A 25,655-nucleotide genomic window follows, 5' to 3' on the forward strand; every position below is an offset into this window, starting at 1 on the left:
CATTTACTATTTAGATTCCTCATTAAACAAATCAACTTTTTTCAACCATTTGGTTTTTCTTTCAAAGAAGAACATGTCTATTATTAAAAACAATAAACCAATACCTAAAAACCACTGAAATTGATCTTTATAATCTGAAAATTGTTTTGTTTCAAATTCACTTTTTTGAGCGTTTGAAATAATATCTTCTATAGTTTTAACTGGTTTCTCCGTTTTGTTTCCATCAATATATATACCATTAGAAGCTTCTGCTATATCTTGTAAGATATCTGGCTTACGTTGTGTTATAACTGTTTCTCCTTTATTATTCTTTTTATAACCAATAAGTGCGCCATTTAATTTTAAAGGGATTGGTCCACCTTTTTCAGTTCCTACACCAACCGTATAAACTTTTACACCTTCGTTTGCTATATTTTGCGCTATTTGTTTTGTTTCTTCTTGATGATCTTCACCATCAGAAATAATAATTAAAAAGCGATTGGTTTGCTCATCGTTATTATAATAGGTTTTTGCTAATTCTAGAGCTTCATTAATGGCCGTTCCTTGACTTGAAACCATATCTGGATTAGCATTTTGTAAAAACATTTTAGCTGCAGCATGATCTGTCGTTATTGGTAATAAAGGGTAAGAGTTACCCGCATAAATAATTACTCCAACACGATCACTTCCAAGTTTATCAATGATTTTAGAAATAATTTGTTTCGACTTTTCCAGTCTATTAGGAGCAATATCTTCTGCTAACATACTTTTTGAAACGTCTAAAGCAAAAACCACATCAACACCTTCTCTTTTTACCGTTTTTAACTTAGTTCCCATTTTAGGATTGGTTAAAGAGATAATTAAGAACGATAATCCTATAATGAAAAAGATGAATTTTAAAACAGATTTAAAAGTAGAAGTATTAGGAGCTATTTTATGTAATAGTTCTAAACTAGCAAACTTTTTTTGCGTTCTCTTTTTCCACCATATAACCAATAAAAAAACAACTATTAATATTGGAATAATAGTGAATAAATAAAAATATATTGGTTCTTCAATCTTATACATAATTAAATAAAGCTCTTAAATAAAGTGTTCTTTAATAAAAATTCTAACAACAAAAAGATTCCAGCTAAAAAAACTAAAAGTCTATACTTTTCAGTGTAGTTGTAATATTTAAATTCTTCTATTTTAGTTTTTTCTAACTTGTCAATCTCATCATAAATAGCTTTTAACTTTGAATTGTTGGTCGCTCTAAAATACTTTCCTTCTGTTTCTTGAGCTATATGTTTTAATAAATCCTCGTCAATTTCTACTTGTTGGTTTTTGAAAGAAAGTTTACCAGTTCTTGGGTCTCTTGCCCATGGGAATGGAGCCATGCCGTTGGTACCAATTCCTATGGTGTATACTTTAATATCATTTCCTTTAGCAAGTTCAGTAGCTGTTTTTGGGTCTACAAAACCTGCATTGTTAACACCATCGGTTAGTAAAATGATTACTTTACTTTTGGCTTTACTTTCTTTTAATCGGTTCACAGCAGAACCTAGTCCCATACCAATAGCAGTTCCTCCTTCTAACTGTCCCCATTTTATTTCAGAAATGGTTCTTTTTACAATCGATTTATCACTTGTAATTGGAGTTTGTGTAAAACTTTCACCAGCATAAACCACAATTCCGATTCTGTCATTCGGACGACGATTAACAAAGTCGGTAGCTACTCTTTTTAGGGCCTCTAATCTGTTTGGTTTGAGGTCTTTCGCAAGCATACTAGCCGATACATCAATAGCCATTACAATATCAATTCCTCTGTTGGTCTTTGTTTTTTTACTCACTGCAACATTTCGAGGCCTTGCTAACGCAACAATCAATGCACTTAATGCCAATAGTCTTAATACGTATAATAAAGGTTTTAGTTTAGGTAAAATACTTTTATTTACCTCAAACGCTTTAGTGCTAGATATTTTTAGTTTTGCACTATCCTTTTTTCTAGTATAAAAATTCCAAAAAGCTAATAATGGAATCAATGCTAATAGCCATAAAAATTCTGGACTATGAAATTCAAAATTATTCCACTTCATCTTCTGCTTCTTCTATAGGTTTCGTTTTAATATTATTAATCACACTTTCAGCATCTTTTCTGTCTTGTTCAATCTCGTGCGATAGTGGTTTGGATTTAGCAAACTTAACTAAATCGGCTTCTTGCAATAACTCCTTTAATTTTTGAATAATTTCTTTATCAACTTCAATGGTGTCTATCTCTTTAAAATCAGTTAATGTACCAATTAACTCATCCGTTGTATTTTCAAGAGCGGGGATGTTTAATTCTCTTTCAATGTATCCTCTTACAATATCGGTTAATTCAGAATAGTATTGTTTAATTTTATTATTCTGCCAAAGTAGTTTTTCGTCTAAATTTTTTAGTTTTTCTAACGCTTCTTCGTAAGGAGGTAGGGCCGGAATATTTTCTTTTTCTATTTCCTCTTTTTTCTTTCTAAAGAAGAAATAATAAATAGCTAAACCAATAACTGCTAGTGCAACTAAAGCCCACCAGATGTAATGTTTAAAATCGTCAAACTGATAGGGTTCACCTTTAATACCTTTAATTGGATATTTTTTCACTTTAGTAGTGTCAATAGGAACTGTTGCTACATTAATAAGCAAACTATCTGTTAAATAAGCTTGGTTTTTAATGAAAATTTGCTGACGGGGTATATAGAAAGCACCACTATCGAAACCTGTTAGCACGTATTTTTGTATCAGTTTGTTATTTATAGTATCAATTTTTAGGGTGTCAACTACCTCAAGACCGTTTAAGTTAGCTAGTTTAGGAATGATAACATTTTGAGTTTCGTTTATTGAAATTTTATATTCAAACTGTTCTCCAATTCTAATGTTAGTAGTGTCTACTTCAGCTTTGACCAAAGATTCTTGAGCAAAAGCAGAAGCACCTAAAAATAAACATATGTAAAGCAAGTGTTTCTTCATTGCCAACTATTATCCTTTTTGTTTAAAGTATCCTAAAAGCTTTTTTACATAACTTTCATCAACGCGAATATTGATGGTTCCTGCACCACTTCTTTTAAATGTGTTTTTAAAATAATCGGAAACTCTTAGGGAGTTAATTTTATATTGTTTTCTAACAGAGGAAGAACTTGTGTTTATGTAATGCACAGCTCCGGTTTCTGCATCTAGCATAGGTACCATACCGATATTTGGTATTTCCTCATCATGTTTGTCATAGACTCTTATCCCAGTGACATCATGTTTGTTTCCTATGAGTTTTAATGTTCGCTCATAGTTTTCATCCATGAAATCAGAAAGCATAAAAACAATCGCTTTCTTTTTCATCACGTTTGATAAAAATTTAAAAGCTTGTGAAATATCGGTTTTTCTACTTTCTGGTTTAAATTCAATCAGTTCACGAATAATACGCAAAACATGACTTTTTCCTTTTTTAGGAGGGATGAAAAGTTCGATTTGATCTGAAAATAAGATTAATCCAACTTTATCATTATTTTGAATAGCAGAAAAAGCTAGTGTTGCTGCTATTTCTGTTATAGTGTCTTTTTTAAATTGTTCGGTGGTACCAAAAAATTCAGATCCAGAAATATCTACCATGAGCATCATGGTAAGTTCTCTTTCTTCTTCAAAAACTTTTACATAAGGCTCGTTATAACGGGCGGTGACATTCCAGTCAATAGCTCGAATGTCATCGCCAAATTGATATTGTCGAACTTCAGAAAAAGTCATACCTCTTCCTTTAAAAGTAGAATGGTATTCGCCTCCAAAAATATGATTAGACAAACGACGTGTCTTAATCTCTATTTTTCGTACTTTTTTGAGTAATTCTTTTGTATCCATTTATTAGTTTAACCAAGTTTCTGGTAACGGAGGTAGCTCCATTTCAGTAACTTTACTCTCTTTTTTTATAGAAAATAAAGGAGCATCTTTTACAGTTAGATTTACATTGTTTTTTTCTGCAATCTCCTTAATAACATCAGCAATGTTTCTCTTTTGTGCCAATACTAAGCTGTTCATGATTAAGTTTGACTCTGTTTGTAGATCAAAACAATCAACATGAAAAGCAGGTTTATTGTCGAGATAAATAACTGCTTCAGTACTTTTCTTTTTTGGTAATTCTAAAATCTCTTTCGTACCAGTTAATGTCTTGTACGTCGTTAATTTAAATGTCATTTAATAGCTAAATTTAAGGGGTGAAATTTCTAGTTGAGTTGTTAGTTTTTAGCAAAACAATCAGGGTAGCTATGTAATGTTTACTATTACCTAGGGAATTTGAACCTCTACCTAGGGAACTTGAATCTCATTTATTATTGAGTTTATTATGTCTATAGATGATATATTTTCAGCTTCAGCTTCATAAGTAATACCAATTCTATGACGTAAAACATCGTATACAACTGCTCTTACATCTTCTGGGATTACATATCCTCTTCTTTTTATAAATGCATAACATTTTGCAGCTTTTGCCAAAGCAATACTACCACGAGGAGAAGAACCAAAACTAATTAAAGGTTGCAGTTTTTCTAAGTTGTAACGTTCTGGGTAGCGTGTGGCAAAAATGATGTCTAGAATATATTTTTCAATCTTTTCGTCCATATACACCTCATTAACAACCTCACGAGCTTTAATTATTTGGTCAATAGAAATCACTGGGTTGATTTTTCCAAAACTTCCATTTAAGTTTTGACGTAAAATAATTTGCTCATCTTGTAATTGAGGATAGTCGATTACAACCTTTAGCATGAAACGGTCTACCTGTGCTTCAGGTAAAGGGTAGGTTCCCTCTTGTTCAACTGGGTTTTGAGTAGCCATCACTAAGAATGGTTCGTCTAGTTTAAAAGTTTCATCACCAATAGTTATTTGACGTTCTTGCATTGCTTCTAGTAAAGCAGATTGTACTTTGGCAGGAGCACGGTTAATCTCATCAGCTAGTACAAAATTGGCAAAAATAGGTCCCTTTTTTATAGAGAAATCATTTTCTTTTACATTGTAAATCATAGTACCTACTACATCGGCAGGTAGTAAATCAGGGGTAAACTGAACTCTACTAAAACTACCTTGAACAGCTTTGGATAAGGTGTTTATGGCTAGTGTTTTAGCTAATCCTGGAACACCTTCAAGTAAAATATGTCCGTTACCTAAAAGCCCAATTAGTAATCGTTCAATCATTTGTTTTTGACCAACAATTACCTTGTTCATTTCATTTGTTAGTACATCAACAAAAGCACTTTCTCTTTCAATTTTTTCATTTATTACTCTTACGTCCACATCCATAGTTATTGAATTATGTCTTAGATTTTTAGTGAAACAAAGCTACAATAATAAGAAAATAACTATTGTTAAAGTAAGGTTAAAGCAAAAAGATGGGTTAATAAATTATTGTTAATAAAATTTATTCAGTGTTTTAACATATTTACAGGGTATTTGTTAAGAAATTAAGGGATTTATTGCTATTATTGCTGTTAACTAATCAAAATTAATTATACAATGAATTTACAACCAAAACTTCTTTTAGTAAGTTTTTTATTGATGGCGTTTGCTATAAATGCCCAAAATGTAAAAGGAAAGGTTACAGATCAAAATGGAGAAGCGCTCCCTTTTGTGAATGTAATTGAAAAAGGAACCACGAACGGTGTAACCACCGATGATCAAGGGTTATTTAGTATAAATGTACTAAAGTTACCATCCACACTAGTAGTTTCATCAGTTGGTTTTACTACCGTTGAAAAAACAATCAATTCAGCAAATTTTGTTGTTATTCAGATAGCAGAATCTAGTGAAAGTTTAGATGAAGTAGTTTTATTAGGGTCTCGTAATAAAGCAAGAACAGTGGTAGATTCTCCTGTTCCAGTAGATATTATAGATGTTACTGAATTGGCGAAAACATCACCTCAGGTAAACCTAAATCAAATCTTGAATTATGTAGCTCCTTCGTTTTCATCAAATACACAAACAATTTCGGATGGTACGGATCATATTGATCCAGCCTCACTAAGAGGATTAGGACCAGACCAAGTGTTGGTGTTAGTGAATGGTAAGAGAAGACATAGTTCTTCGTTAGTAAATGTTAATGGTACTTTTGGTAGAGGTAGTGTTGGAACAGATTTAAATGCAATTCCAGCAGCAGCTATTGAAAGAATTGATGTATTAAGAGACGGTGCAGCGGCACAGTATGGTTCTGATGCTATTGCAGGGGTTATTAATATTGTACTAAAGAAGTCAACAAATGAATTGAATTTATCTGTTACTTCAGGAGCAAGTATTTCTAAAAACTCTAATGGACAAACTGGAGGTATCGATGGTGAAAGTGTAAATGTATCTGCAAACTATGGTATTAACCTTGGTAAAAATGGTGGGTATGTGAATTTTACAGGAGACTTTGACTATAGGGATCCATATAACAGAATGAGTGAGTTTAGAGGGCAAATTTTTAATGCTTACAATTCGGTAGAATGGGTAGCAAGAAACTCAGGTTTAGACTTAGCAAACCTTTCAATAGGAGATATTAAGTTTGCAGCTCAAGGAGTTACTCATTTTGATTTAGCAACTAAAAACTCAATTAACGCAGCAGGGTCAATCGATGATTTAAGAACAATTTTAAATTTCGATACTACAGATGCTGAACTAGCGGTAAGAGGTTTAGAAAGAAGTGATTTTAACATGAGAGTTGGTCAATCTGGATTAAGAGGAGGGCGCTTTTTTGCAAATATGAGTTTACCTATTGATGAAACAACAGAATTGTACTCTTTTGCAGGATTTAGTTCAAGAAAAGGAAACTCTGCTGGTTTTTACAGGTTACCTTCTCAATCGAGAACCTATACACCTTTGTATATTAATGGATTCTTACCAGAAATAAATTCTAAAATTATAGACAAGTCTATTGCTGTAGGAATTAGAAGTAAAGCAGGTGACTGGGATGTAGATTTCAGTAATACTTGGGGAACAAACAGTTTTGATTTTGAAATTTCAAACACATCAAATGCTTCATTATTAAGCGCATCACCAACTCGTTTTGATGCAGGAGGGTTTGCATTTACTCAAAACACAACAAATCTTGATTTTAGTAATAATTACGAAGATATCTTTAGCGGTTTAAACGTGGCGTTAGGTGCTGAGTACAGAACTGAGTTCTACGATATTATTGCTGGAGAAGAAGCTTCTTATACACAATATGATGCAAATGGATTACCAATAACACCATTAACTTCAGCTTCAACTGATTTCTTTGGAAATGCTAGACCAGGAGGATCGCAAGTTTTCCCTGGGTTTACACCTAAGAATGCATTAAGTAGAGATAGAAGTAGTTTTGCTGCTTATGTAGATTTAGAGGCAGATTTAACAGACAAGTTTTTAGTTAGTGGAGCAGCGAGGTTTGAAAATTATAGTGATTTCGGATCAACAATAAACTTTAAGTTGGCGTCTCGCTATAAGTTAAGTGATAATCTTAATTTAAGAGCAGGAGCAAATACAGGGTTTAGAGCGCCTTCATTACACCAGCGTTATTTCAATGCTGTAGCAACTCAATTTATTAATGGAGTACCGTTTGAAGTAGGAACTTTTTCAAATGATAGCGATTTAGCAAATCAGTTAGGTATTCCTAAGTTAAAGGAAGAGGAGTCTGCAAGTGTTAGTTTAGGTTTTACAGCTAAAATTCCTAGTGCAAATCTTAAAGTTACAGCAGATGCCTATTTTGTAGCGATTGAAGATAGAGTAATATTAACAGATCGTTTCAATATTCCAGCTGGTTTTGCTACGAACGCAAATGCAGCGGCATTTTTTGCAAATGCTATTGATACAGAATCTAAAGGTCTTGATATTGTTGTAACACATCAAGCAGAATTAAATGAAGGAATGACTTTAAAGTCTGATTTATCTGCTACTTTTTCACAAACAAAAAGAGTAGATGATATCCATTCTTCACAAGTTTTAGTTGACTCTGGACAGGAAGATAGTTATTTCAGTGAAGCTTCTAGAATTTATTTAGAAGAAGCAGTTCCAAGGACAAAAGTGAATTTATCGAATACGTTACTAATGAAGAGGTTCAATGTGTTTTTAAGAAATGTTTATTTCGGAGAAGTAACAGAAGCTAGTAATGTTATTGCAAATCAACAAGTATATGGAGGAAAGTTAGTAACAGATTTCTCGGTTGGATTTAAAGCTACAGATGAATTAACACTTACAGTAGGAGCTAATAATATTTTTGATGTGTTTCCTGATAGAACGAATAGTACAAATGGAAACTTTAGCTCAGGAAGGTTTGAGTGGTCTAGAAGAGCACAGCAATTTGGAATTGGCGGAAGATTTGTTTTTGCGCGTTTAAACTTTGTATTAAAATAAGCTAATCCTTACTATTATGAAAAAAATAAAATTATCAATATATACGTTGCTGTTATCTATTGCTTTTATAGGATGTAATAGCAGTAACACAGAGTTGGTTGAAGGAACAGTTACTCCAACAACCCAAGTAACGATAGGATTTACAGATTCAAATAATAATCAAGATGTCCTAGAAGACGGAGGAAACGTAAGTTTCCAAGTGTCTTTGTCAAAAGCTTTACCGTATGATATTACTGTTGAATTTGAAGTAGAGTCAAGTGATGCTAGTTTAATGAGTAGTACTATTTCGGAAGTAAACTACGAAGAGAAAGTGGTTATTAGTGCAGGGCAAAAAACTGCTGATGTCGCTTTATCTTTTGTAGATGATGGTAAAAGTGATGCTGTAGAAACTTATACAGTTAACTTAAAGAATGCTTACACTACAAGTACTTTAACAACGCACTTTGTTACAGGAAGTAATGCTGCTGATAGTATGAGTAGAGTTATTAATGTATATGATTCATTACCAACAGTAATTGAAGCAGATAAAGGAACAGTTTCTTTATTGTTGGAGTGGCCAGGAGCAGAAGATTTAGACTTATATTTAAGAAGTGAACCAACAATTTTCTCTACTGTATTAGCTAATAGTTGGTTTTCTCAACCTGAGTCTGTTGATATTACAGAAGCAATGGGAGATGGAGATTTCTATTTAGGGTTAGATAATTTCAATTTACCTACGCCTTATGATGTAAGATGTACTTTGAAAATTGTATTACCTGATACTTCTACAGAGACTTTAATGACTGATTTAGTAACTACTGAAACCGCAGCTGCTAATGGAGAACCAGATGTATGGTTTAAGATTACTAGAAGAACAGATGGAGATAAGTCAACCTATTCAATAATCAAAATAAGATAATAAGATGAAAAATATATATAAAAAAATTAGCTTTTTATTCATATTAAGCTCGGTTATCTTTTTCAGTTCTTGTGCTGTAAATGATGATGATCCAGTGGTAGCTGTTACAAAAAATACAATTACAGCTCAAACAGAAAAAACATTCGAAAGAATAGAGTCGAGTGTTACAAGTTATACAGCTGTAATAAACTTCTCTCAAGCAGTTACAAACTTTTCGAGAGTATATTATACAGTAAATGGAACTCCGTTAGAAGCGGATGTTGATGAAGGATCTACTTCTTTAGAAGTAATGTTAGATTTCTCTGACCCTTCAGTGCTTTTTCAAAGTGTTGAAATCACTGACTTTAAAATAATTGATGCCAATACAGATAATGTAGAGCCAGTAGTTTCTGCAACATTGAAAGAATTAAATGTTGTTAAAGGAACAGATAAGTTCTTATTTATTTTAACATGGGAAGGAGATAGTGACCTAGATTGTGCTACAATTCAGAGAACTCCAACTGGTGTAACTGCAATTGATTTGTCAGATGGTACAACCAATACAGAAGTAGTAAGACTTCCAGAAGCTATTGCAGATGGAGATTATGCATTTGCAGTATTACCTTGGACAGTAAGTAGCAATGCAATTAAATGTTATTTAACAGTAATAAATGGAAGTCAAGTAGAAAAGTTTACAGGAACGCTACGTGACGCTACACCTGGAGGATTTTTCGGGTATACAACTATAGCAGATTTTGTTACCATTGAAAAAACCACAGATGCTGGTTCTGGAGAAGCAATGATGTCTTTAACACAAGTTTTATTTGAATAATTCTGGTTAAGAAGTATTCTCATAAAATAAAGAATAACACTAAAAAAGACCAAAGATTTTAATCTTTGGTCTTTTGTTTTTTTATAGTTAAAAATGTTAAAAAAGTATTTTTTATATTTTTTTAACCTGTAAATAAGTTAGATAACTTAAGTAATTAAAATAATTATTATTAATATTGTTACTACTAACTTAAAATTTTAATTATGAATTTAAAAACAATGCTACTAGCGTTGAGTTTTCTTGTTGTGTCTATTTCACACGCTCAACAAATCAAGGGTAAGGTTGTGGATGATCAGGGTGAACCTGTTCCTTTTGTGAATGTATTAGAAAAAGATACAGCAAATGGTGTAAGCACCAACGATCAGGGGGAATTTGAAATAACCGTAAAAAAAATGCCCGCAACACTGGTGTTTTCCTCTGTTGGATTTGCTACCCAAGAAAAAACATTGTACTCCGTTGCTTATGTAAATATTACATTAAGTGAAGATGGGGTTCTTGATGAGGTTGTTATCTCAGGATTGGCAACATCTACCAAAAGATCTAATTTAGCTAATACGGTTTCAACCATTAGTGCGGCTGAATTAACACAGGTTACTTCACAATCGGGTTTTGATAGTGCGTTATCAGGAAAGTTTACAGGAGCTGAGATTAAAGCGAACTCTGGAGCTCCAGGAGGAGGTATTTCTATGAGATTAAGAGGGGTTACATCAATCTTTGGAAATCAACAACCTTTATTTATTGTTGATGGAGTTTATGTTGACAACCAGTCAATTTCATTAGGAAATGACGTAGTAAGTGAAGCTGCTGGAGGAGGTAATGCTTCCACAAATCAAGATGATGCTTCTAACAGGATTGCAGATATTGATCCGGAAGATATTGAGAATGTAGAAATTTTAAAAGGAGCTTCTGCTGCAGCGATATATGGATCTAGAGCAGCTGGAGGGGTAGTTATTATCACTACGAAAAGAGGAAAGTCAGGGAAAGCAAGAGTAACGTTTTCTCAAACATTAGGGTTAAGAAGCCCAACAAGGTTATTAGGATTAAGAGATTGGGATCAGTCAGAAATTACAGCTTTAGGTGGGCCTCAAAATCCAACATTAAGAGATTACGAAGCTGAATTGTTTGATCATACCAGGGTTTCAACAACTACAAGATTTACAACTTCTGGGGGATCAGAAAAAACAGATTACTTCTTTGGTGCAACTTATAAAGATGAGCCAGGATTGGTTGAAAACACTGGTTATAAGAAGACATCTATTCGTTTAAATATAGGTCAGAAGTTTACAGATTGGTTAGATTTGTATGTTACTTCGAATTATATTAACTCAATAGGTGATAGAGGATTCTTTAACAATGGTAATGCAAATAGAACGGTTGGATATGCGTTAGCTTTTACCTATCCATGGGAAAACTTATCTCCAGTGGATGGAGTGTATCCAGCTGGAGGAGCAGGGTCAAATGTTTTAGAAACAGTGGCGATTACAACAAATAGAGAAAAGGTAAATAGATTTATAGGTAGTGCTACCACCAATGTTAAAATATTAGACGAAGAAAATAATCAACTGAAATTAGTATTACAAGCTGGTTTTGATCAATATACTTTAAGAACTACCAGTATTTTCCCAAGAGCATTATCATACTTTAGAGATCCGTCTACTTTAAGAGGGGCGGCAGTTTCAGGGTCAACAGTTAATACTAATTATAACTTATCTGCTTTCTTAGTACATAAATTAAAATTAGATAATGGATTGAGGTTTACTACACAGTTAGGTAGTTTCTTACAAGATTTTGATAGGAATACTGTACTTTCTATTGGAACTGGATTTGATGGTTCTTTAACGAATTTAACCTTAGCGAGTAACAAGAATATTTCTCAAGTTGAAAGATTACAAAAGGACAAAGGGTTTTTTGTTCAAGAGGAAATTAACTTCGACGATAAAATAATTGGTACTATTGGTTTTAGAGGAGATAAGTCTACTAATAATGGGCAGGCTAATAAAATGTATTATTATCCAAAAGCTAACTTGGCAATTAACTTACATAAGTTTGATTTTTGGGATTTTGAACCAATTTCAACCTTTAAACCAAGAATTGCATATGGGGAGGCAGGAAGGTTTCCAAATTTTGATGATAGATTTACTTTAACAGATGCTCAATTTATTGGAGGAAGCTCAGGATTAGCTCCTGATACTTTTAGAGGGAATCCGAATATTGGACCGGAAAGACAAAAAGAATTAGAATATGGTTTTGATATAGGACTATTAGATGGAAGAATTACTTTAGAAACAACGTTCTACAATAAGAAAATTGATGACTTATTAATTGAAGCACAAGTTCCAACATCTTCTGGTTTTACGAGAGAAATTAAAAACGCTGGAGAGTTAAAGAATACAGGAATCGAGTTAGGATTAACTGCAGGAGTTATAGAAAAAGAAGATTTTTCTTGGAATACGAATGTAAGATGGTGGAAAAATAAATCAGAAGTAACAAGACTTGATGTTCCTAGTTTTACAACTGGTGGTTTTGCGGCTTCTTTAGGAACGTTTTTAATTCAAGAAGGACAAAGTGCGACACAGATTGTAGGAACTTATCCTAATGATGGATCTATGACGCTAGAAGAAATTCTTAAGATTGATCCAGATCTTGATGGATTTGCAGTGTATGGAAATGCAGAACCAGATTTTCAAATGTCTTGGCAAAATAGTATTCGATACAAGAATTTTGATTTATCGTTTTTATGGCACTGGAAAAAGGGAGGAGATGGAATTAACTTAACTACTTTATTATACGATTTAGCTGGAACGACGTGGGATTATGACGATACAGGTTTAGATCCATCTGGTCAGTTAGCAAATGGTCCTTATAGAGCAAGTCAGGCTTTTTCAAATCCAGACCCAGTAATTGAAGATGCTGGTTATATAAGGCTTAGAGAGGTTGGACTATACTATACTTTTGATGAGGGAACATTTAAAGGTTTAGAGAGAGTTAAAGTTGGAATTTCGGGAAGAAACTTAATTAACATATTTGATTATAATAGTTACGATCCTGAAGTATCTAATTTCGGAAACAACGTGTTAGCAAATAATGTGGAGGTAACACCATACCCTGCTTCAAAGTTTATCAACTTTCACCTTAATGTTAATTTTTAAAAAAGAGAATTATGTTATTTAAAAATATATATAAAATAGTATTATTAACAGTTACCGTGTCTTTTTTCAGTTGTGAACTTGAAGAAATACCGAATTCAAATGCTCCAACACTTGAGAGTTTTGGTAATGAAGCTTCTCAAGCAGATATTCAGTCATTGGCAGTTGGTTTAGAAGCTGTAATGAGAAATGATTTAGACTTTCATTATGAAACCGTGAGTTATTTGGGGAGGGAATATTATGACCTTTCTGGAGTAGATCCAAGATATACTGGGGAAATTTTAAAAGGACCATTAGATAATAATGGGTTTTTAACAACACGTGCTTATGCTGCATGGTATAGGGTAGTAAAAGCAGCCAATGTGTTAATTTCTGCAGTAGAGAATTCTAAAGCAGGATTTGATACTTCAGTAAAAGCATCGTATTATGGCTATGCAAAAACGATAAAAGCATATGCGCTTTTAATGTTGGCAAACAGGCAATATACCAATGGTATAAGAATTGATGTTTCTGATCCAGATAATTTAGGTCCATTTGTAGGATATCCTGAAGCGTTAACTGCAATCGCAGGGATATTAGATGATGCAGCTACAGATTTAGGTGCTTCGCCAACGAGTTTCGATTTTCCGTTAAGTCCTGGTTATACAAATTTTAATACACCAGCAACATTTTTAGAATTCAATAGAGCCATAGCAGCAAGAGTTGCATTGTATCAAAATGATAAAGCAAAGGTTTTAACACTCTTAAATCAATCGTTTTTTGATTTAAGTGGAGGGTTAAATATGGGAGTTGCACATGTTTTTGGTGCAACAGGTAATGATATCTTAAACAGTTTATTCTATGTTTTAGGGCAATCAGGGCAAGAATTTGTAATTCATAATAGCTGGATTGCTGATGCAGAAGCTGGAGATACACGTGCAAGTAACAAATCGTTCTTGCTTTCTTCACCAGCATCATTTGACGGATTATCTGGTACACATCAAATTTCAGTGTATACAAGTAATACAGATCCGGTTTATCTTATAAGAAATGAAGAGCTAATTTTAATGTATGCAGAAGCAAATATTGGAACAGACAATACAGAAGCTATAGATGCAATTAATGTGGTAAGAAATGCAGCTGGATTAGCAAATTATTCAGGTGGAACTACAGATACTGATTTATTGGAAGAAGTGTTAAATCAAAGAAGGTATTCTTTACTTGGTGAAGGACATCGATGGATTGATTTAAGGCGTCTAAACAGATTAAATACAACCTATATTCCTTTAGATAGAGCGGGAGATAATATTCTTGAAGCTTTTCCAACACCATTTAGTGAACTAGGTATATAATTCAATATATGTAATAAAAAAAGCATCTATTTTTAAATAGATGCTTTTTTGTTTAAATGTGGTATTCTTTTAAAGCCAAAGAGTCTTTTTCAAAAACACCATAGGTATAATACTTTATCCAATCACCCGTGTTGATATAATAACTGTTTTCTTTTAATTGAATTTCTAAAGGAAGATGTCTATGACCAAATACAAAATAATGATAGTCTTTGGTCTCTAATTTGCGCTTACAATATTGTACTAGCCACTCATTATCTTCTCCTAAAAACTTAGCATCATCATCCCCTGAGATTAGTTTGTTTTTTACCGACATGTATTGACCTAATTTAATCCCTAAATCAGGATGCAGCCATCGAAACATCCATTGAAAAGGTTTAAAGGTGAATACTTTTTTCATGCGTTTATAACCTTTGTCATGTGGTCCTAATCCATCTCCATGGCCAATTAAAAACAGCTTTCCATTAATTAAAAACTCTTGAGGTTTATGATATACAGGAATGTTTAATTCTTTTTCAAAATAATCCGACATCCATAAATCATGATTCCCTACAAAAAAATAAATTGGGATCCCACTATCTTTAATTTCTGCTAGTTTTCCTAATACTCTTACAAAACCTTTAGGTACTACAGTTTTGTATTCAAACCAGAAATCAAATAAATCACCTAATAAAAAAATAGCCTCAGCATCCTTTTTTACTTCGTTTAACCATTGTACAAACTTTTGTTCGCGAGGAAAGCTCTTTTCTGGTGTAGGTGCTCCTAAATGTTGGTCAGAGGCAAAATATACTTTTTTATTGTTTTGCGTTGTAATTGAAATCAAATCGGAAAATTTTATCAAAAATAGCTATTTTATTTGTCTAACTTTGTGAAAAACGATTTATATGGAAATTGTATCTGTAAATTTAGGAGAAAGAAAAGAAATAGACTGGAAAGGGAAAAAGGTAACTACAGGAATTTTTAAATATACTGTTGACACCCCTATTTTTTTAGATATAGAAGAAGTTAGAAAGGATGTGATTTGTGATAGAGAGCATCATGGAGGAGTAGATCAGGCGGTATATGCATATTCAATTAAACACTACACTTATTTTAAAGATTTATATCCAGATTTAAATTGGGAAATGGGTATGTTTGGTGAAAACTTAACCATGTCTGATTTGGAAGAAACAAAAATTCATGTAGGAGATGTTTATAAAGTGGGAGAAGTAATTTTAGAAGTTACTAAACCCCGTCAACCTTGTATGAAACTAGGAGTTAGATTTAATAATATGAAAGTTGTAAAAGAGTTTTGGAATACAACTATGAGTGGTGTGTATTTTAAAGTTTTACAAACTGGGTTTGTTAAGAAAGGAGATATGTTTGAGTTAGTGCAATCTGATGAAAGTCAACCTACAATTGCAGATATCTACACTGAAAAAAGAAAGCAAAAGGCATGATAAATCCATTTGATGATACTTACTTTATGAAAAGGGCCTTACAAGAAGCTCAAATAGCCTTTGACAAAGGAGAAGTTCCTGTAGGAGCTGTTATTACCCATAAAGATCAAATCATTGCAAGAGCGCATAATTTGACAGAACTACTTAATGATGTTACTGCGCATGCAGAAATGCAAGCTTTTACTGCTGCTGCAGATTATTTAGGGGGGAAATATTTAAAAGATTGTACGTTGTACGTAACGCTAGAGCCTTGTCAAATGTGTGCAGGTGCTAGTTATTGGACCCAAATAGGAAAGATTGTATACGGAGCGAGTGAGCCTAAATTAGGGTACAGTGTTTTACAAACTAAGTTACATCCAAAAACCAAAGTAGTTTCTGGAGTTTTAGAAGAAGAGTGTAGTTTTTTACTGAAGAAATTTTTTGTCGAAAAACGTAATTTAAACTAAAGAACTTTAGAACAAAGTTTGTTGTTTGGTGCCACTTTCATGTTCTAATAACCATTTTTTTCGCCATACCCCTCCTGCGTATCCAGTAAGTGAACCATCTGAACCGATTACCCGATGACAAGGAATAACAATCCAAATTGGATTTTTACCATTTGCAGAGGCCACTGCTCTAATAGCTTTTACATCTCCAAGTTTTTTAGTTTGTTCAAGATAACTTCTGGTTTTTCCAAAAGGAATGTGTAGTAGTTCGCTCCAAACAGATTGTTGAAAAGGGGTGCCTTTCGGATTCAGTTTTAAATCAAATTCTTTTCTGTTTCCATTGAAGTATTCTTCTAATTGCTCAATACAGTTCTGTAATTCATTTGGAATATCTTGAGTTTCCTTTGAAGTAGCAACATGATTGTCTAATACTGAAATAGATTGAATACCATCTTCGTTACCAACAATTTCGGCTGTTCCAATAGGAGTTTGATAATATGCAGTATAGAGGCTAGACACCGAAGACTTCTTTAGAGTTTTGAGTGGTAATTTCGGAAATTTCATCAAAACTTAAACCATAAATGTCTACTAATTTGTCTATTACATTCGTGATATAAGAACTCTCGTTGCGTTTTCCTCTATAAGGAGTTGGGGCTAAATATGGCGCATCAGTCTCTAAAACAACATGCTTAATATCTATTTGATTTAAAAACTTATCTATTTTACCATTTTTAAAAGTAGCAACCCCTCCAATTCCTAATTTCATATTGTACGAAATGGCTTTTTGAGCTTGTTCTAAAGTTCCAGTAAAGCAATGGAAAATTCCATATAAATCTTCACTTTTTTCTGTTTCTAAAACTTCAAAAATTTCATCAAAGGCTTCTCTACAATGAATAACTATAGGAAGTTTTTTTTCTTTTGCCCATTGAATTTGCGTTCTAAAGGCTTCTTGTTGTTGAGGTAAAAAGCTTTTATCCCAATACAAATCAATTCCTATTTCACCAATAGCGTAAAAGCTACGTTTGTCTAACCACTCTTTTACATGAGCTAATTCTTCTTGATAGTTTTCTTTCACTGAAGTAGGGTGTAGCCCCATCATTAAGAAAACGTCGGTTGGATAGTTTTTCTCCAAATCGAACATTCTTTCGGTGTATGAACTATCAATAGCTGGTATAAAAAAACGAGAAATACCTGCGTTTTTAGCTCGCTGCATCATATCATTTCTATCTTCATCAAATTGTTCAGAATATAGGTGAGTGTGTGTATCTGTAATCATTTATAGCGTATCTTTACAGCTAGCAAAAGTACGAGAAATGGCAAGTTTGAAAAAAGTATTGAGAAAAAAGAAGTATATAAAAATAAAATTAAAGAAAATAATCACCAATCATTTAGAGTTAGAGGCTGAAATTAACGGAGTGAAAGGGCGTTTTATTTTAGATACAGGTGCTTCTAATTCTTGCGTAGGATTGGATTTAAAAGAGCATTTCAACTTAATATCTGAAGAAAGTGAAATAAAAGCGGCAGGTGCTGGCGCTACCGATATGGAAACACAAAAATCTGAAAATAATACTTTAAAAATTGGAAAATGGAAAACAAACCAATCTAATTTAGTGTTGTTTGATATGTCGCATGTAAAGGCAGCATTAACTCAGCATAATGCCGAAGAGGTGCATGGAATTATTGGTGCTGACGTGTTAGAAAGTGGTAAGGCTTTTATTGATTATGATAAAAAAGTGCTGTATTTGAAAAAATTAAAGAAAAAAAAGCGTAAAAAATTGTACCGTGTACCTTTTTAAAACGATGAAAATTTGTTAAAAACTGTTAAAATTTCAGTGCTAAATATTAGTTTTTCTAACTTAGGAAACATATTCATGTAAACCGATTTTATTGGTTTTTAAGAAATTTAGATTAAGAGTTTAGTATATTATTTTAAATGTTATAAGATGAAAGTCTTGTAACATTTTTTTTTGATAGGCGTCGAATAGATGTAATCAAATAAAATCAATAACCATGAAAACTTCAGTAAATAACTTAGTATTAGAAAGAGGAATTTTATCCTCCGTTTACAAACAAGAAATTAAAAGAAACATTCGATCAATGAAGGCAGAATCATTATCTCGTGTTAAAAACAAATTAAAAAGCGACAGCTCAAAATTGTATAGTGAAACAGCTACAATTTTAAAAGTCTCAATGTTTGCTATTGCTTTAGTACTTCTCGTTGTGTAAATAAAAAAATCTCACAACAAACGTTATGAGATTTTGAAAATTAATAATTAAGTCTTTTTCCTAGTTCAATTAATCTTTGGTCAAATTCATTTTCTTTATCGATTTGAATGACCTCAATATGAACATGTTCATAAAAATATTTTCTAAGATTTTTTATTAAGTCCTTTTGAGAATCAATCGAAATATTTTCAAAACCAATAGTATAACTAAAATCATCTGTATTTGTGTATTGGCCTAAATATATGTTTTGATTAGAGACTAAACCTTTAGTTTGTCTCAGAGATTTTATAAAATCTTTCTCTGTAGATTTTTTAGGATGTTTGAAATAGGAATAGATTTGTTCAATTTTAACTTTTTTAGAATCTAAAGATTGTTCGCTTAAATTTAAAATAACATCATTTGTAACATCAATTCCTCCATTAGAGTTTGTTTTTATACTTGTTATCGTATTGGATGGACCATATGGAATCGACCACCATCCAAAAAGAATAGATATGAAATTATACCTTAAAGTATGTTTTTTGACCTCATTACTTTTTAAAAAGTATACAGGAGAACAAACATGTATGTTACCTACTATTAATGAAATGCTATATTGATAAGTTATAAATTTATGTGTTTTGTTAGATGCTTTATTTTTAATTTCATCAACATTATAACCTTCAATATTCTTTAAACGATATATCATATATTAAGAAAGAATAGCTTTTATTCTTTTTACAGCTTCACGTAATTGTAATTCTGAAGCAGCATATGATAAACGAATGCAATTTGGTGCACCAAATGCTTCTCCAGTTACAGTGGCAACATTTGCTTCTTCTAACAATAGCATAGAAAAATCATTAGCATTGTTAATTTCTTTTCCTTGAATTGTTTTTCCAAAGAAAGCCGAAATGTCTGGGAAAATATAAAAAGCACCTTCTGGTACATTCAATTTAAAACCATCTATTTCGCCTAGAAGTTGTAACATCAAATCTCTACGGTTTTTAAATTCATCTACCATGTATTGAACTTTTTCAGGAGATGCCTTAACCGCTGTAATAGCCGCACGTTGTGCAATACAATTGGTTCCAGAAGTAATTTGCCCTTGCATTTTAGTACATGCTTTTGCAATCCATTGAGGAGCTCCAATAAAACCAATTCTCCAACCAGTCATGGCAAAAGCTTTGGCTAAACCATTTACAGTAATTGTACGATCGTACATGTTTTCTATGGCAGCAAAACTAAATGGTTTATCTCCATAGTTAATATGCTCATAGATTTCATCAGATAATATATATATCTGTGGATGATTTTCTAAAACCTTTGCTAGCGCTCTATACTCTTCTTCAGAATAAATAGATCCACTAGGGTTATTTGGTGAATTAAAGAAAATCATTTTTGTTTTTGGTGTAATAGCTGCCTCTAACTGCTCTGGAGTAATTTTAAAATCATTCTCGATAGAAGAAGGGATTTCAATAAATTTTGCTTCGCAAAGCATTGCAATAGCAGAATAGCTTACCCAGTATGGAGCTGGTAATAATACTTCGTCACCAGGATTTAATAATACCTGTGCTACATTAGCAATCGACTGTTTTGCTCCAGTAGATACAACGATTTGATTCGGTGCATAGGTTAAGTTATTATCACGCTTAAACTTTTCGCAAATAGCTTCTTTCAATTCAACATATCCGTCTACTGGTGTATATGAATTATAATCTTGATTAATAGCTTCAATTGCTGCGTCTTTAATAAAGTCTGGAGTGTTAAAATCAGGTTCTCCTAAACTTAAGCTAATAATATCTTTACCTTGTCCTTTTAATTCTCTTGCTTTAGCAGCCATGGCTAAAGTTTGTGAAACAGGTAAATTTTGAATTCTGTTTGATAATGCTTGTGACATTGTGTTTATTATTGTGGTGTTGTTACGCTAGTTGTGGTTTTTTTCCTAGTTCGGCTAAATGTCTAAAGTGCTCTATAATAGCTCTTCTAGTTGTTCTATATTCGTGATAAGGTAAATTGAATTCTTTAGCGGTCTCTTTAACGATTTTTGCTAACTTATCATAGTGAATATGCGAAATGTGTGGGAAAATATGGTGTTCTACTTGGTGGTTTAAACCGCCAGTATAAAAGTTAATTAACCAGTTTTTAGGAGCAAAATTAGCCGTTGTGTATAATTGGTGAATTGCCCAAGTGTTTTTCATGTTACCATCTTCGTCTGGCAAAGGCATTTCAGTTTTAGGTACAATATGAGCTAATTGAAAAATAACACTTAAAATAATTCCTGCAGTATAATGCATTGCAAAAAAACCTATTAACACTTTCCACCATGCAATATCTAAAACAGCAATTGGTAATACAATCCAAAGGGCATAGTATAATACCTTAGATACTACTAGTTTAGTCCATTCAGTTGCAGGATTTGGAAATTCACCGTACGATAATTTTCTTTTTAAATAACTGTGCATTTGTTTAAAATCGGTAGTGATAGCCCAGTTAATCGTTAATAAACCATATAAGAAAATTGAGTAGTATTTTTGGAATTTATGAATCCATAACCACTGTGCATGTTTAGAAAAACGAATAACTCTACCAGCATCAATATCTTCATCATGTTCAGGAATGTTTGTATACGTGTGGTGTAAAACATTGTGTTGTACTTTCCAGTTATATACGTTTCCAGCTAAAATATAAATACTACTTCCAAAAAGTTTATTTACCCATTTTTTGCTAGAAAATGATTCGTGATTTGCGTCATGCATAACGTTCATACCTACACCAGCCATTCCTACTCCCATCACTAAAGCGAGTGCTAATTTTATCCATTGAGACATATCAATAGTTAAAATCAAAATAAAAGGCACAATAAATAGAGAAAGCATAACTGCTGCCTTAATATAAAGTTTCCAATTCCCTGTTCTTTTAATGTTATTCTCTTTAAAATAAGTGTTTACACGTTTGTTAAGGGTTCTGAAAAACTTTGCTTGGTCAATTCGAGAAAAGTTTATTGTCTTCATTTGTTGTTTGTTATAAGTCGCAAAAATAAACGTTTTTACTACATGGTTATTGCTTTTAAGCTACTTTTTAACAATTTGAATATCTTTTATTGAAAAGTAAATGTTAGTGATTTGTTTTTTACTTTTGCACCGAAACTTATACCCAATATGGAAATCATTAAAAAATACTTTCCGAATCTTACGGAACAACAAATAGAACATTTTTCTAAATTACAAGAGTTGTATGAAGACTGGAACTTAAAAATTAATGTAGTTTCTCGAAAAGATATTGACGAGCTGTACTTACGACATATATTGCATTCACTAGGAATAGCAAAAGTAATGCAGTTTCAGCCAGGAGCCAATGTAATGGATGTTGGTACTGGTGGTGGTTTTCCAGGGATTCCTTTGGCAATTTTATTTCCAGAAACAAACTTTCACTTGGTAGATTCTATTGGAAAGAAAATTAAGGTGGTAAATGAAGTCGTAGAAGGCTTAGGTTTAGAGAATGTAAAAACTACGCACGGACGTGTAGAAGAAGTAAAGGAAACCTATGATTTTATAGTGAGTAGAGCAGTAGCACAAATGGAGACTTTTCATCGTTGGATTAAAAACAAGGTGCAAAAGAAGCAAAATCACGATTTAAAAAATGGGATTCTTTACCTAAAAGGAGGAGATTTAACCGAAGAATTAGTAAAATTCCCGAATGCTACCATTTATGATTTACCTAGTTATTTTGAAGAAGATTTCTTTGAAACAAAAAAAGTAGTTCATTTACCAGTAAAATTTAAGGGGTAAAAGAGGTGCTATTCTGAGAATTTTTCAGAAAGCAGGTTCCATAGTTCTGAATATCCATCATCATATCCTAAAGCCCAAATACCAACACCACCAAGATGGTTGGTTTTTATCCAATCGTATTTGATAGCAAGAGATTTTTTGTTTTCGAACCAAATTTCTTTGTAACTATTGTCTGAATTTTTAATGGTAATATAGCTGGAAGAGCTTTCAGGGTCAAATAATACGTTGCTTTTTAAAGAATCGATATAGATTCGTTGAATGTTTTTATATGGAGGATGAGATCTGAACCTTTTTACTTTTGAAGGGATTTTGTTAGAATAAGTATCCCATTCAGCACCATAATAAGGGAGTCCAATAATTAAGTTTTTGTTCTGAACACCTTTATTGAGGTAATGCTGAACAGAAGCTTCAAGTCCTTTTCCGAAAGTTCTACTATTTTGTAAAGGGCTAACAGGCCCCGCGATTTTACTAAAGCTGCCATAATAGTCGTAACCCATCAAAGTGTAAAAATCTATAGAAGAATTAAGGGTATTGATATCAAATATATTGTTCCAATCTATTCCATATAAACAAAGAGAAACCATGTATTCAGGGTTGGCTTTTTTTAGTTTTTTTGAAAGCGATGTGATAAATTGAGCGAGTTTTTGTTTATCTTTTTTAGCAACTCCTTCAAAATCAATATTGATACCATTAGCATTTCTGTAAGCAAGTAGTGCTATTAAATTATTTGTCAGTGTTTCTTGAGATTTTGCGCTGGATAGGAAAACAGAGTTGTCTTTACTTCCAAAGTTTGAAACAGAAAGAAATACCTTGCAATTATTGGCTTGTGCACTATCTATTAAAGCAGTTGTTTTCCATTGATGGATGTTTTTATAATTCCCTGTTTCAGGAATGATTTTATAGGTAAAATAAGAGATGCCCCAGAGTAAAGAGAAATTATAATTTTTATAGGTAGATCCGTTAGAATATAGATGCCAACCAAAAGTTCGGTAGTTTTTTTTGAGTTTTCTTTTTTTATGAATAACGATTCTATCTGAGACCTGGTTAAGGCTGTCCCACTCTTGTTCTTTTGTTAAAGAACTACTACTATAGGTTTTTTCGTGTAAGTTTTGTTGACTAATAAAATCTTGTTTAAGCGTTTTGTTTTTGCAAGAAATTATTAGGAATGCTAAAACTAGGGGGACTAATTGTTTCATGGTTTGATAGTAATTTAGTGTATTAAAACTACCATAAATAAACGAATATTAATACCAACGTCTTTTCTTTTTCTTAGAGTTTGCAGATTTTCTACTTTTTTTATGTTTGCTAACCGTATTGGGTTGTTTTTTAGGTTTGGGTTTTACTAAGGGAAAAGGATGGTCTTCTACAACTTTTATATCTCTTTTTAAAGTTTCTTGAATGGTTTTAATATAACTCAATTCATCCTTGCTACATAAAGAAAAAGCAATACCCGATTTCCCCGCTCTACCAGTTCTTCCAATTCTATGAATATAGGTTTCAGGAATGTTGGGTAGGTCAAAATTAATAACAGCATCTACTTTACTAATATCAATACCACGAGCGGCAACATCTGTAGCAATTAAAATAGTTGCCTTTTTGTTTTTAAAATCTTCAATGGCTTTGTTACGAATCGCTTGTGTTTTATCACCATGGATACTGGTAACTTTGTATCCGTTTTTTAGTAGAGTTTGTTCAAGTTTATCAACGCCAAACTTGGTACGTCTAAAAATGATGATTTTACCATGAATTTCATTTCTAAGAAGGTGTAAACATAAATCTGTTTTATTGCGTTTTGGAACATAATACAATAACTGACCAATATTTTTAGAAGTACTACCTGACGGAGCAATGGTTATTTTTTCTGGATCGAATAACATCGATTTTGCCAAATCAGCAATTTTAGAAGGCATGGTTGCCGAAAACAAAAGAGTTTGTTTTTTACGAGGGCATAACTCTTCAATTCGTTTTACATCATCTATAAACCCCATGTCTAACATTAAGTCAGCTTCATCTAGAACAAATGTTTTTAATAAACGTAAGTCAATAGTACCTTGTTTATGTAAGTCGATAAATCTACCAGGAGTTGCAATCAAGACATCTACTCCTTTGGTTAAAACATCTATTTGCGGAGCAGTAGACATTCCACCAAAAATAGCAGTACTTCTTAAATTAGTGTATTTGCCGTAGGTTTTGAAGCTTTCCTGAATTTGAATTGCTAACTCTCGCGTAGGACTAACAATTAAAGCTTTTATTTTTTTGCCACCTTTTTCTGAGTCTTGTTCTTTTAATAAGCTTTGGATAATTGGTAATGCAAAAGCGGCAGTTTTTCCGGTTCCGGTTTGTGCGGTTACAATTACATCTTTTTTATGCAATGCAACCGGAATTACCTTTTGTTGAACAGGTGTAGCAGTATGGTGTTTGTGCTCGGTAAGTGCTTTTAAAATTGTTTCGTGTAATTGTAATTCAGAAAACTGCATTCGATAAAATTTTGAGCAAAGGTAGGTGAAAAGAGTTGAAATAGACAGTGTATAGTAGGTTTTGCACTTTTTTTACATTTCATTGACACTTTTGACGAAGGACTCAAATAATTTAGTGGAAACATTAAAAATTAGAGTATGAGCATCATCAAAAAAATCACGGTTTTAATTAGTGTAGTTTTTACAATAGCATTGGTAAGTGGCTATGCCACGAAGAGTTCAAAAACTTCCAATAAAAAGGCAGAAAAGAAAGTAGTAGTTAAATCAAAAAAAATGATTCATATGTTTGTGACACATGGTCATTGCAGTACCCCATTTGAGGGAGTGATTGAAAATATGAATGTTTATACCCCTATGTTACAATATGAAGAAAATTCGTTGGGTAATATGAAGATTTCTTTTGAGGCAAATCCAAATACATTTCATGTTAACAGAGCAGAAGAGTTAACACCAAGAGTACAAACCCCAGGTTTATTTATTGGAATAAATAATGAAAACATAACTTTTAAATCTACGAATGTGTATAGGATGGGAGTTGATTGGTATCAGGTAAATGGTAAAATGACTATTAAAGGAGAAGAAAGAGAGGTAAAATTGTTTGCTACTAGTATTCGAGGGTCGTATGATAGTGGAGTGAGTTCAATGGTGTTACAAGGACGTGTAAATTTATTTGATTGGGGAATTGATTACGATAAACTTGTCAATGGAAAATCTGAAGATATAGCAACAAAATGGTTGTTTTTACATTTGAAAGTAGATTTGTGTTAAAAAACAAAAGTCATAGGTTGATTTAACTTA

The 25,655-nt window shown here is 32.5% G+C and carries 25 protein-coding genes; 11 read left to right on the forward strand and 14 right to left on the reverse strand.

The genetic code is table 11. The features are described from left to right. Window positions 1-6: 6 nt before the first annotated feature. From ABNT22_RS01875 to ABNT22_RS01900, 6 genes are all read right to left on the reverse strand, one after another. On the reverse strand, window positions 7-1,047 hold the full coding sequence (locus ABNT22_RS01875; RefSeq protein WP_348715871.1) for a VWA domain-containing protein: 1,041 nt from the start codon (window positions 1,045-1,047) through the stop codon (window positions 7-9). Between the two features lie 2 nt (window positions 1,048-1,049). Beyond that, window positions 1,050-2,057 (reverse strand): VWA domain-containing protein, encoded by a 1,008-nt coding sequence (locus tag ABNT22_RS01880; RefSeq protein WP_348715873.1) that lies wholly within the window; start codon window positions 2,055-2,057, stop codon window positions 1,050-1,052. Then, on the reverse strand, window positions 2,044-2,964 hold the full coding sequence (locus ABNT22_RS01885) for a BatD family protein (RefSeq protein ID WP_348715876.1): 921 nt from the start codon (window positions 2,962-2,964) through the stop codon (window positions 2,044-2,046). The genes ABNT22_RS01880 and ABNT22_RS01885 overlap by 14 nt, the downstream gene beginning before the upstream one ends. A gap of 9 nt (window positions 2,965-2,973) precedes the next feature. Next, window positions 2,974-3,840, reverse strand: coding sequence for a DUF58 domain-containing protein (locus ABNT22_RS01890; protein ID WP_348715878.1), 867 nt, complete (start codon window positions 3,838-3,840; stop codon window positions 2,974-2,976). Between the two features lie 3 nt (window positions 3,841-3,843). Further along, window positions 3,844-4,173 carry a hypothetical protein gene (locus ABNT22_RS01895; RefSeq protein WP_348715880.1) on the reverse strand — a complete coding sequence of 110 codons (330 nt, stop codon included), beginning with the start codon at window positions 4,171-4,173 and terminating at the stop codon, window positions 3,844-3,846. Window positions 4,174-4,284: 111 nt separating this feature from the next. Beyond that, the gene (locus tag ABNT22_RS01900) at window positions 4,285-5,274 is read right to left on the reverse strand and encodes an AAA family ATPase (protein WP_348715882.1); all 990 of its coding nucleotides are present in this window, start codon (window positions 5,272-5,274) and stop codon (window positions 4,285-4,287) included. Between the two features lie 213 nt (window positions 5,275-5,487). Between ABNT22_RS01900 and ABNT22_RS01905 the strand changes: the two genes are divergently transcribed. From ABNT22_RS01905 to ABNT22_RS01925, 5 genes are all read left to right on the forward strand, one after another. Continuing rightward, window positions 5,488-8,337, forward strand: coding sequence for a TonB-dependent receptor (locus tag ABNT22_RS01905; RefSeq protein ID WP_348715885.1), 2,850 nt, complete (start codon window positions 5,488-5,490; stop codon window positions 8,335-8,337). A 16-nt stretch (window positions 8,338-8,353) separates the two neighbouring features. After that, entirely contained in the window at window positions 8,354-9,235 is an 882-nt protein-coding gene (locus ABNT22_RS01910; protein ID WP_348721661.1) for a hypothetical protein, read from the forward strand. Window positions 9,236-9,239: 4 nt separating this feature from the next. Next, window positions 9,240-10,046 (forward strand): hypothetical protein, encoded by an 807-nt coding sequence (locus tag ABNT22_RS01915; protein ID WP_348715890.1) that lies wholly within the window; start codon window positions 9,240-9,242, stop codon window positions 10,044-10,046. Window positions 10,047-10,249: 203 nt separating this feature from the next. Beyond that, window positions 10,250-13,195 (forward strand): SusC/RagA family TonB-linked outer membrane protein, encoded by a 2,946-nt coding sequence (locus tag ABNT22_RS01920; RefSeq protein ID WP_348715893.1) that lies wholly within the window; start codon window positions 10,250-10,252, stop codon window positions 13,193-13,195. A gap of 11 nt (window positions 13,196-13,206) precedes the next feature. Continuing rightward, a complete protein-coding gene (locus ABNT22_RS01925; RefSeq protein WP_348715896.1) occupies window positions 13,207-14,523 on the forward strand; it encodes a RagB/SusD family nutrient uptake outer membrane protein in 1,317 nt (438 codons plus the stop codon). 52 nt (window positions 14,524-14,575) lie between these two features. Here ABNT22_RS01925 and ABNT22_RS01930 read toward each other — a convergent pair whose 3' ends face one another. Next, window positions 14,576-15,343, reverse strand: coding sequence for a UDP-2,3-diacylglucosamine diphosphatase (locus ABNT22_RS01930; protein WP_348716692.1), 768 nt, complete (start codon window positions 15,341-15,343; stop codon window positions 14,576-14,578). Window positions 15,344-15,404: 61 nt separating this feature from the next. Here ABNT22_RS01930 and ABNT22_RS01935 point away from each other — a divergent pair, with 61 nt between their 5' ends. Together ABNT22_RS01935 and ABNT22_RS01940 are read left to right on the forward strand one after the other, a co-directional pair. Beyond that, entirely contained in the window at window positions 15,405-15,959 is a 555-nt protein-coding gene (locus ABNT22_RS01935; RefSeq protein ID WP_348715899.1) for an MOSC domain-containing protein, read from the forward strand. Further along, complete coding sequence (locus ABNT22_RS01940; protein WP_348715902.1) at window positions 15,956-16,405, forward strand: nucleoside deaminase; 450 nt, start codon at window positions 15,956-15,958, stop codon at window positions 16,403-16,405. The genes ABNT22_RS01935 and ABNT22_RS01940 overlap by 4 nt, the downstream gene beginning before the upstream one ends. A 6-nt stretch (window positions 16,406-16,411) precedes the next feature. Here ABNT22_RS01940 and ABNT22_RS01945 read toward each other — a convergent pair whose 3' ends face one another. Together ABNT22_RS01945 and ABNT22_RS01950 are read right to left on the reverse strand one after the other, a co-directional pair. Beyond that, window positions 16,412-16,903, reverse strand: a complete 492-nt coding sequence (locus ABNT22_RS01945) for a methylated-DNA--[protein]-cysteine S-methyltransferase (RefSeq protein ID WP_348715904.1) — start codon at window positions 16,901-16,903, stop codon at window positions 16,412-16,414. After that, complete coding sequence (locus tag ABNT22_RS01950; RefSeq protein WP_348715907.1) at window positions 16,896-17,660, reverse strand: TatD family hydrolase; 765 nt, start codon at window positions 17,658-17,660, stop codon at window positions 16,896-16,898. The genes ABNT22_RS01945 and ABNT22_RS01950 overlap by 8 nt, the downstream gene beginning before the upstream one ends. Window positions 17,661-17,697: 37 nt before the next feature. On the opposite strand from ABNT22_RS01950, the gene ABNT22_RS01955 reads away from it, so the two are divergent. After that, window positions 17,698-18,180: a retropepsin-like aspartic protease gene (locus ABNT22_RS01955; protein WP_348715909.1), complete on the forward strand. Its 483-nt coding sequence runs from the start codon at window positions 17,698-17,700 to the stop codon at window positions 18,178-18,180. Between the two features lie 214 nt (window positions 18,181-18,394). Then, a complete protein-coding gene (locus tag ABNT22_RS01960) occupies window positions 18,395-18,610 on the forward strand; it encodes a hypothetical protein (protein WP_348715912.1) in 216 nt (71 codons plus the stop codon). A 40-nt stretch (window positions 18,611-18,650) separates the two neighbouring features. On the opposite strand, the gene ABNT22_RS01965 is transcribed toward ABNT22_RS01960, so the two are convergent. From ABNT22_RS01965 to ABNT22_RS01975, 3 genes are read right to left on the reverse strand one after another with little or no spacing between them, the layout of a single operon-like run. Further along, on the reverse strand, window positions 18,651-19,298 hold the full coding sequence (locus ABNT22_RS01965; protein ID WP_348715915.1) for a hypothetical protein: 648 nt from the start codon (window positions 19,296-19,298) through the stop codon (window positions 18,651-18,653). Between the two features lie 3 nt (window positions 19,299-19,301). Further along, window positions 19,302-20,489 (reverse strand): pyridoxal phosphate-dependent aminotransferase, encoded by a 1,188-nt coding sequence (locus ABNT22_RS01970; protein ID WP_348715917.1) that lies wholly within the window; start codon window positions 20,487-20,489, stop codon window positions 19,302-19,304. A 22-nt stretch (window positions 20,490-20,511) separates the two neighbouring features. Then, window positions 20,512-21,603 carry an acyl-CoA desaturase gene (locus tag ABNT22_RS01975; RefSeq protein WP_348715921.1) on the reverse strand — a complete coding sequence of 364 codons (1,092 nt, stop codon included), beginning with the start codon at window positions 21,601-21,603 and terminating at the stop codon, window positions 20,512-20,514. A gap of 147 nt (window positions 21,604-21,750) precedes the next feature. Between ABNT22_RS01975 and rsmG the strand changes: the two genes are divergently transcribed. After that, window positions 21,751-22,380 (forward strand): 16S rRNA (guanine(527)-N(7))-methyltransferase RsmG, encoded by a 630-nt coding sequence (rsmG, locus tag ABNT22_RS01980; protein WP_348715924.1) that lies wholly within the window; start codon window positions 21,751-21,753, stop codon window positions 22,378-22,380. Window positions 22,381-22,388: 8 nt separating this feature from the next. Here the strand turns inward: rsmG and ABNT22_RS01985 are convergent, their stop codons facing one another. After that, entirely contained in the window at window positions 22,389-23,576 is a 1,188-nt protein-coding gene (locus ABNT22_RS01985; protein ID WP_348715927.1) for a glycoside hydrolase family 18 protein, read from the reverse strand. Window positions 23,577-23,624: 48 nt separating this feature from the next. Beyond that, on the reverse strand, window positions 23,625-24,857 hold the full coding sequence (locus tag ABNT22_RS01990; protein WP_348715930.1) for a DEAD/DEAH box helicase: 1,233 nt from the start codon (window positions 24,855-24,857) through the stop codon (window positions 23,625-23,627). A gap of 138 nt (window positions 24,858-24,995) precedes the next feature. On the opposite strand from ABNT22_RS01990, the gene ABNT22_RS01995 reads away from it, so the two are divergent. After that, window positions 24,996-25,625, forward strand: a complete 630-nt coding sequence (locus tag ABNT22_RS01995) for a YceI family protein (RefSeq protein WP_348715933.1) — start codon at window positions 24,996-24,998, stop codon at window positions 25,623-25,625. Window positions 25,626-25,655: the final 30 nt, after the last annotated feature.

The sequence above is a fragment of the Tenacibaculum sp. 190130A14a genome (assembly GCF_964048965.1).
GTDB lineage: Bacteria > Bacteroidota > Bacteroidia > Flavobacteriales > Flavobacteriaceae > Polaribacter > Polaribacter polynesiense.

Excerpts from the sequence above, each read along its gene's own strand:
- ABNT22_RS01875 (WP_348715871.1), bottom strand. The coding sequence starts at position 1,047 with ATGTATAAGATTGAAGAACCAATATATTTTTATTTATTCACTATTATT.
- ABNT22_RS01880 (WP_348715873.1), bottom strand. The coding sequence starts at position 2,057 with ATGAAGTGGAATAATTTTGAATTTCATAGTCCAGAATTTTTATGGCTA.
- ABNT22_RS01885 (WP_348715876.1), bottom strand. The coding sequence starts at position 2,964 with ATGAAGAAACACTTGCTTTACATATGTTTATTTTTAGGTGCTTCTGCT.
- ABNT22_RS01890 (WP_348715878.1), bottom strand. The coding sequence starts at position 3,840 with ATGGATACAAAAGAATTACTCAAAAAAGTACGAAAAATAGAGATTAAG.
- ABNT22_RS01895 (WP_348715880.1), bottom strand. The coding sequence starts at position 4,173 with ATGACATTTAAATTAACGACGTACAAGACATTAACTGGTACGAAAGAG.
- ABNT22_RS01900 (WP_348715882.1), bottom strand. The coding sequence starts at position 5,274 with ATGGATGTGGACGTAAGAGTAATAAATGAAAAAATTGAAAGAGAAAGT.
- ABNT22_RS01905 (WP_348715885.1), top strand. The coding sequence starts at position 5,488 with ATGAATTTACAACCAAAACTTCTTTTAGTAAGTTTTTTATTGATGGCG.
- ABNT22_RS01910 (WP_348721661.1), top strand. The coding sequence starts at position 8,354 with ATGAAAAAAATAAAATTATCAATATATACGTTGCTGTTATCTATTGCT.
- ABNT22_RS01915 (WP_348715890.1), top strand. The coding sequence starts at position 9,240 with ATGAAAAATATATATAAAAAAATTAGCTTTTTATTCATATTAAGCTCG.
- ABNT22_RS01920 (WP_348715893.1), top strand. The coding sequence starts at position 10,250 with ATGAATTTAAAAACAATGCTACTAGCGTTGAGTTTTCTTGTTGTGTCT.
- ABNT22_RS01925 (WP_348715896.1), top strand. The coding sequence starts at position 13,207 with ATGTTATTTAAAAATATATATAAAATAGTATTATTAACAGTTACCGTG.
- ABNT22_RS01935 (WP_348715899.1), top strand. The coding sequence starts at position 15,405 with ATGGAAATTGTATCTGTAAATTTAGGAGAAAGAAAAGAAATAGACTGG.
- ABNT22_RS01940 (WP_348715902.1), top strand. The coding sequence starts at position 15,956 with ATGATAAATCCATTTGATGATACTTACTTTATGAAAAGGGCCTTACAA.
- ABNT22_RS01950 (WP_348715907.1), bottom strand. The coding sequence starts at position 17,660 with ATGATTACAGATACACACACTCACCTATATTCTGAACAATTTGATGAA.
- ABNT22_RS01955 (WP_348715909.1), top strand. The coding sequence starts at position 17,698 with ATGGCAAGTTTGAAAAAAGTATTGAGAAAAAAGAAGTATATAAAAATA.
- ABNT22_RS01960 (WP_348715912.1), top strand. The coding sequence starts at position 18,395 with ATGAAAACTTCAGTAAATAACTTAGTATTAGAAAGAGGAATTTTATCC.
- ABNT22_RS01965 (WP_348715915.1), bottom strand. The coding sequence starts at position 19,298 with ATGATATATCGTTTAAAGAATATTGAAGGTTATAATGTTGATGAAATT.
- ABNT22_RS01970 (WP_348715917.1), bottom strand. The coding sequence starts at position 20,489 with ATGTCACAAGCATTATCAAACAGAATTCAAAATTTACCTGTTTCACAA.
- ABNT22_RS01975 (WP_348715921.1), bottom strand. The coding sequence starts at position 21,603 with ATGAAGACAATAAACTTTTCTCGAATTGACCAAGCAAAGTTTTTCAGA.
- rsmG (WP_348715924.1), top strand. The coding sequence starts at position 21,751 with ATGGAAATCATTAAAAAATACTTTCCGAATCTTACGGAACAACAAATA.
- ABNT22_RS01985 (WP_348715927.1), bottom strand. The coding sequence starts at position 23,576 with ATGAAACAATTAGTCCCCCTAGTTTTAGCATTCCTAATAATTTCTTGC.
- ABNT22_RS01990 (WP_348715930.1), bottom strand. The coding sequence starts at position 24,857 with ATGCAGTTTTCTGAATTACAATTACACGAAACAATTTTAAAAGCACTT.
- ABNT22_RS01995 (WP_348715933.1), top strand. The coding sequence starts at position 24,996 with ATGAGCATCATCAAAAAAATCACGGTTTTAATTAGTGTAGTTTTTACA.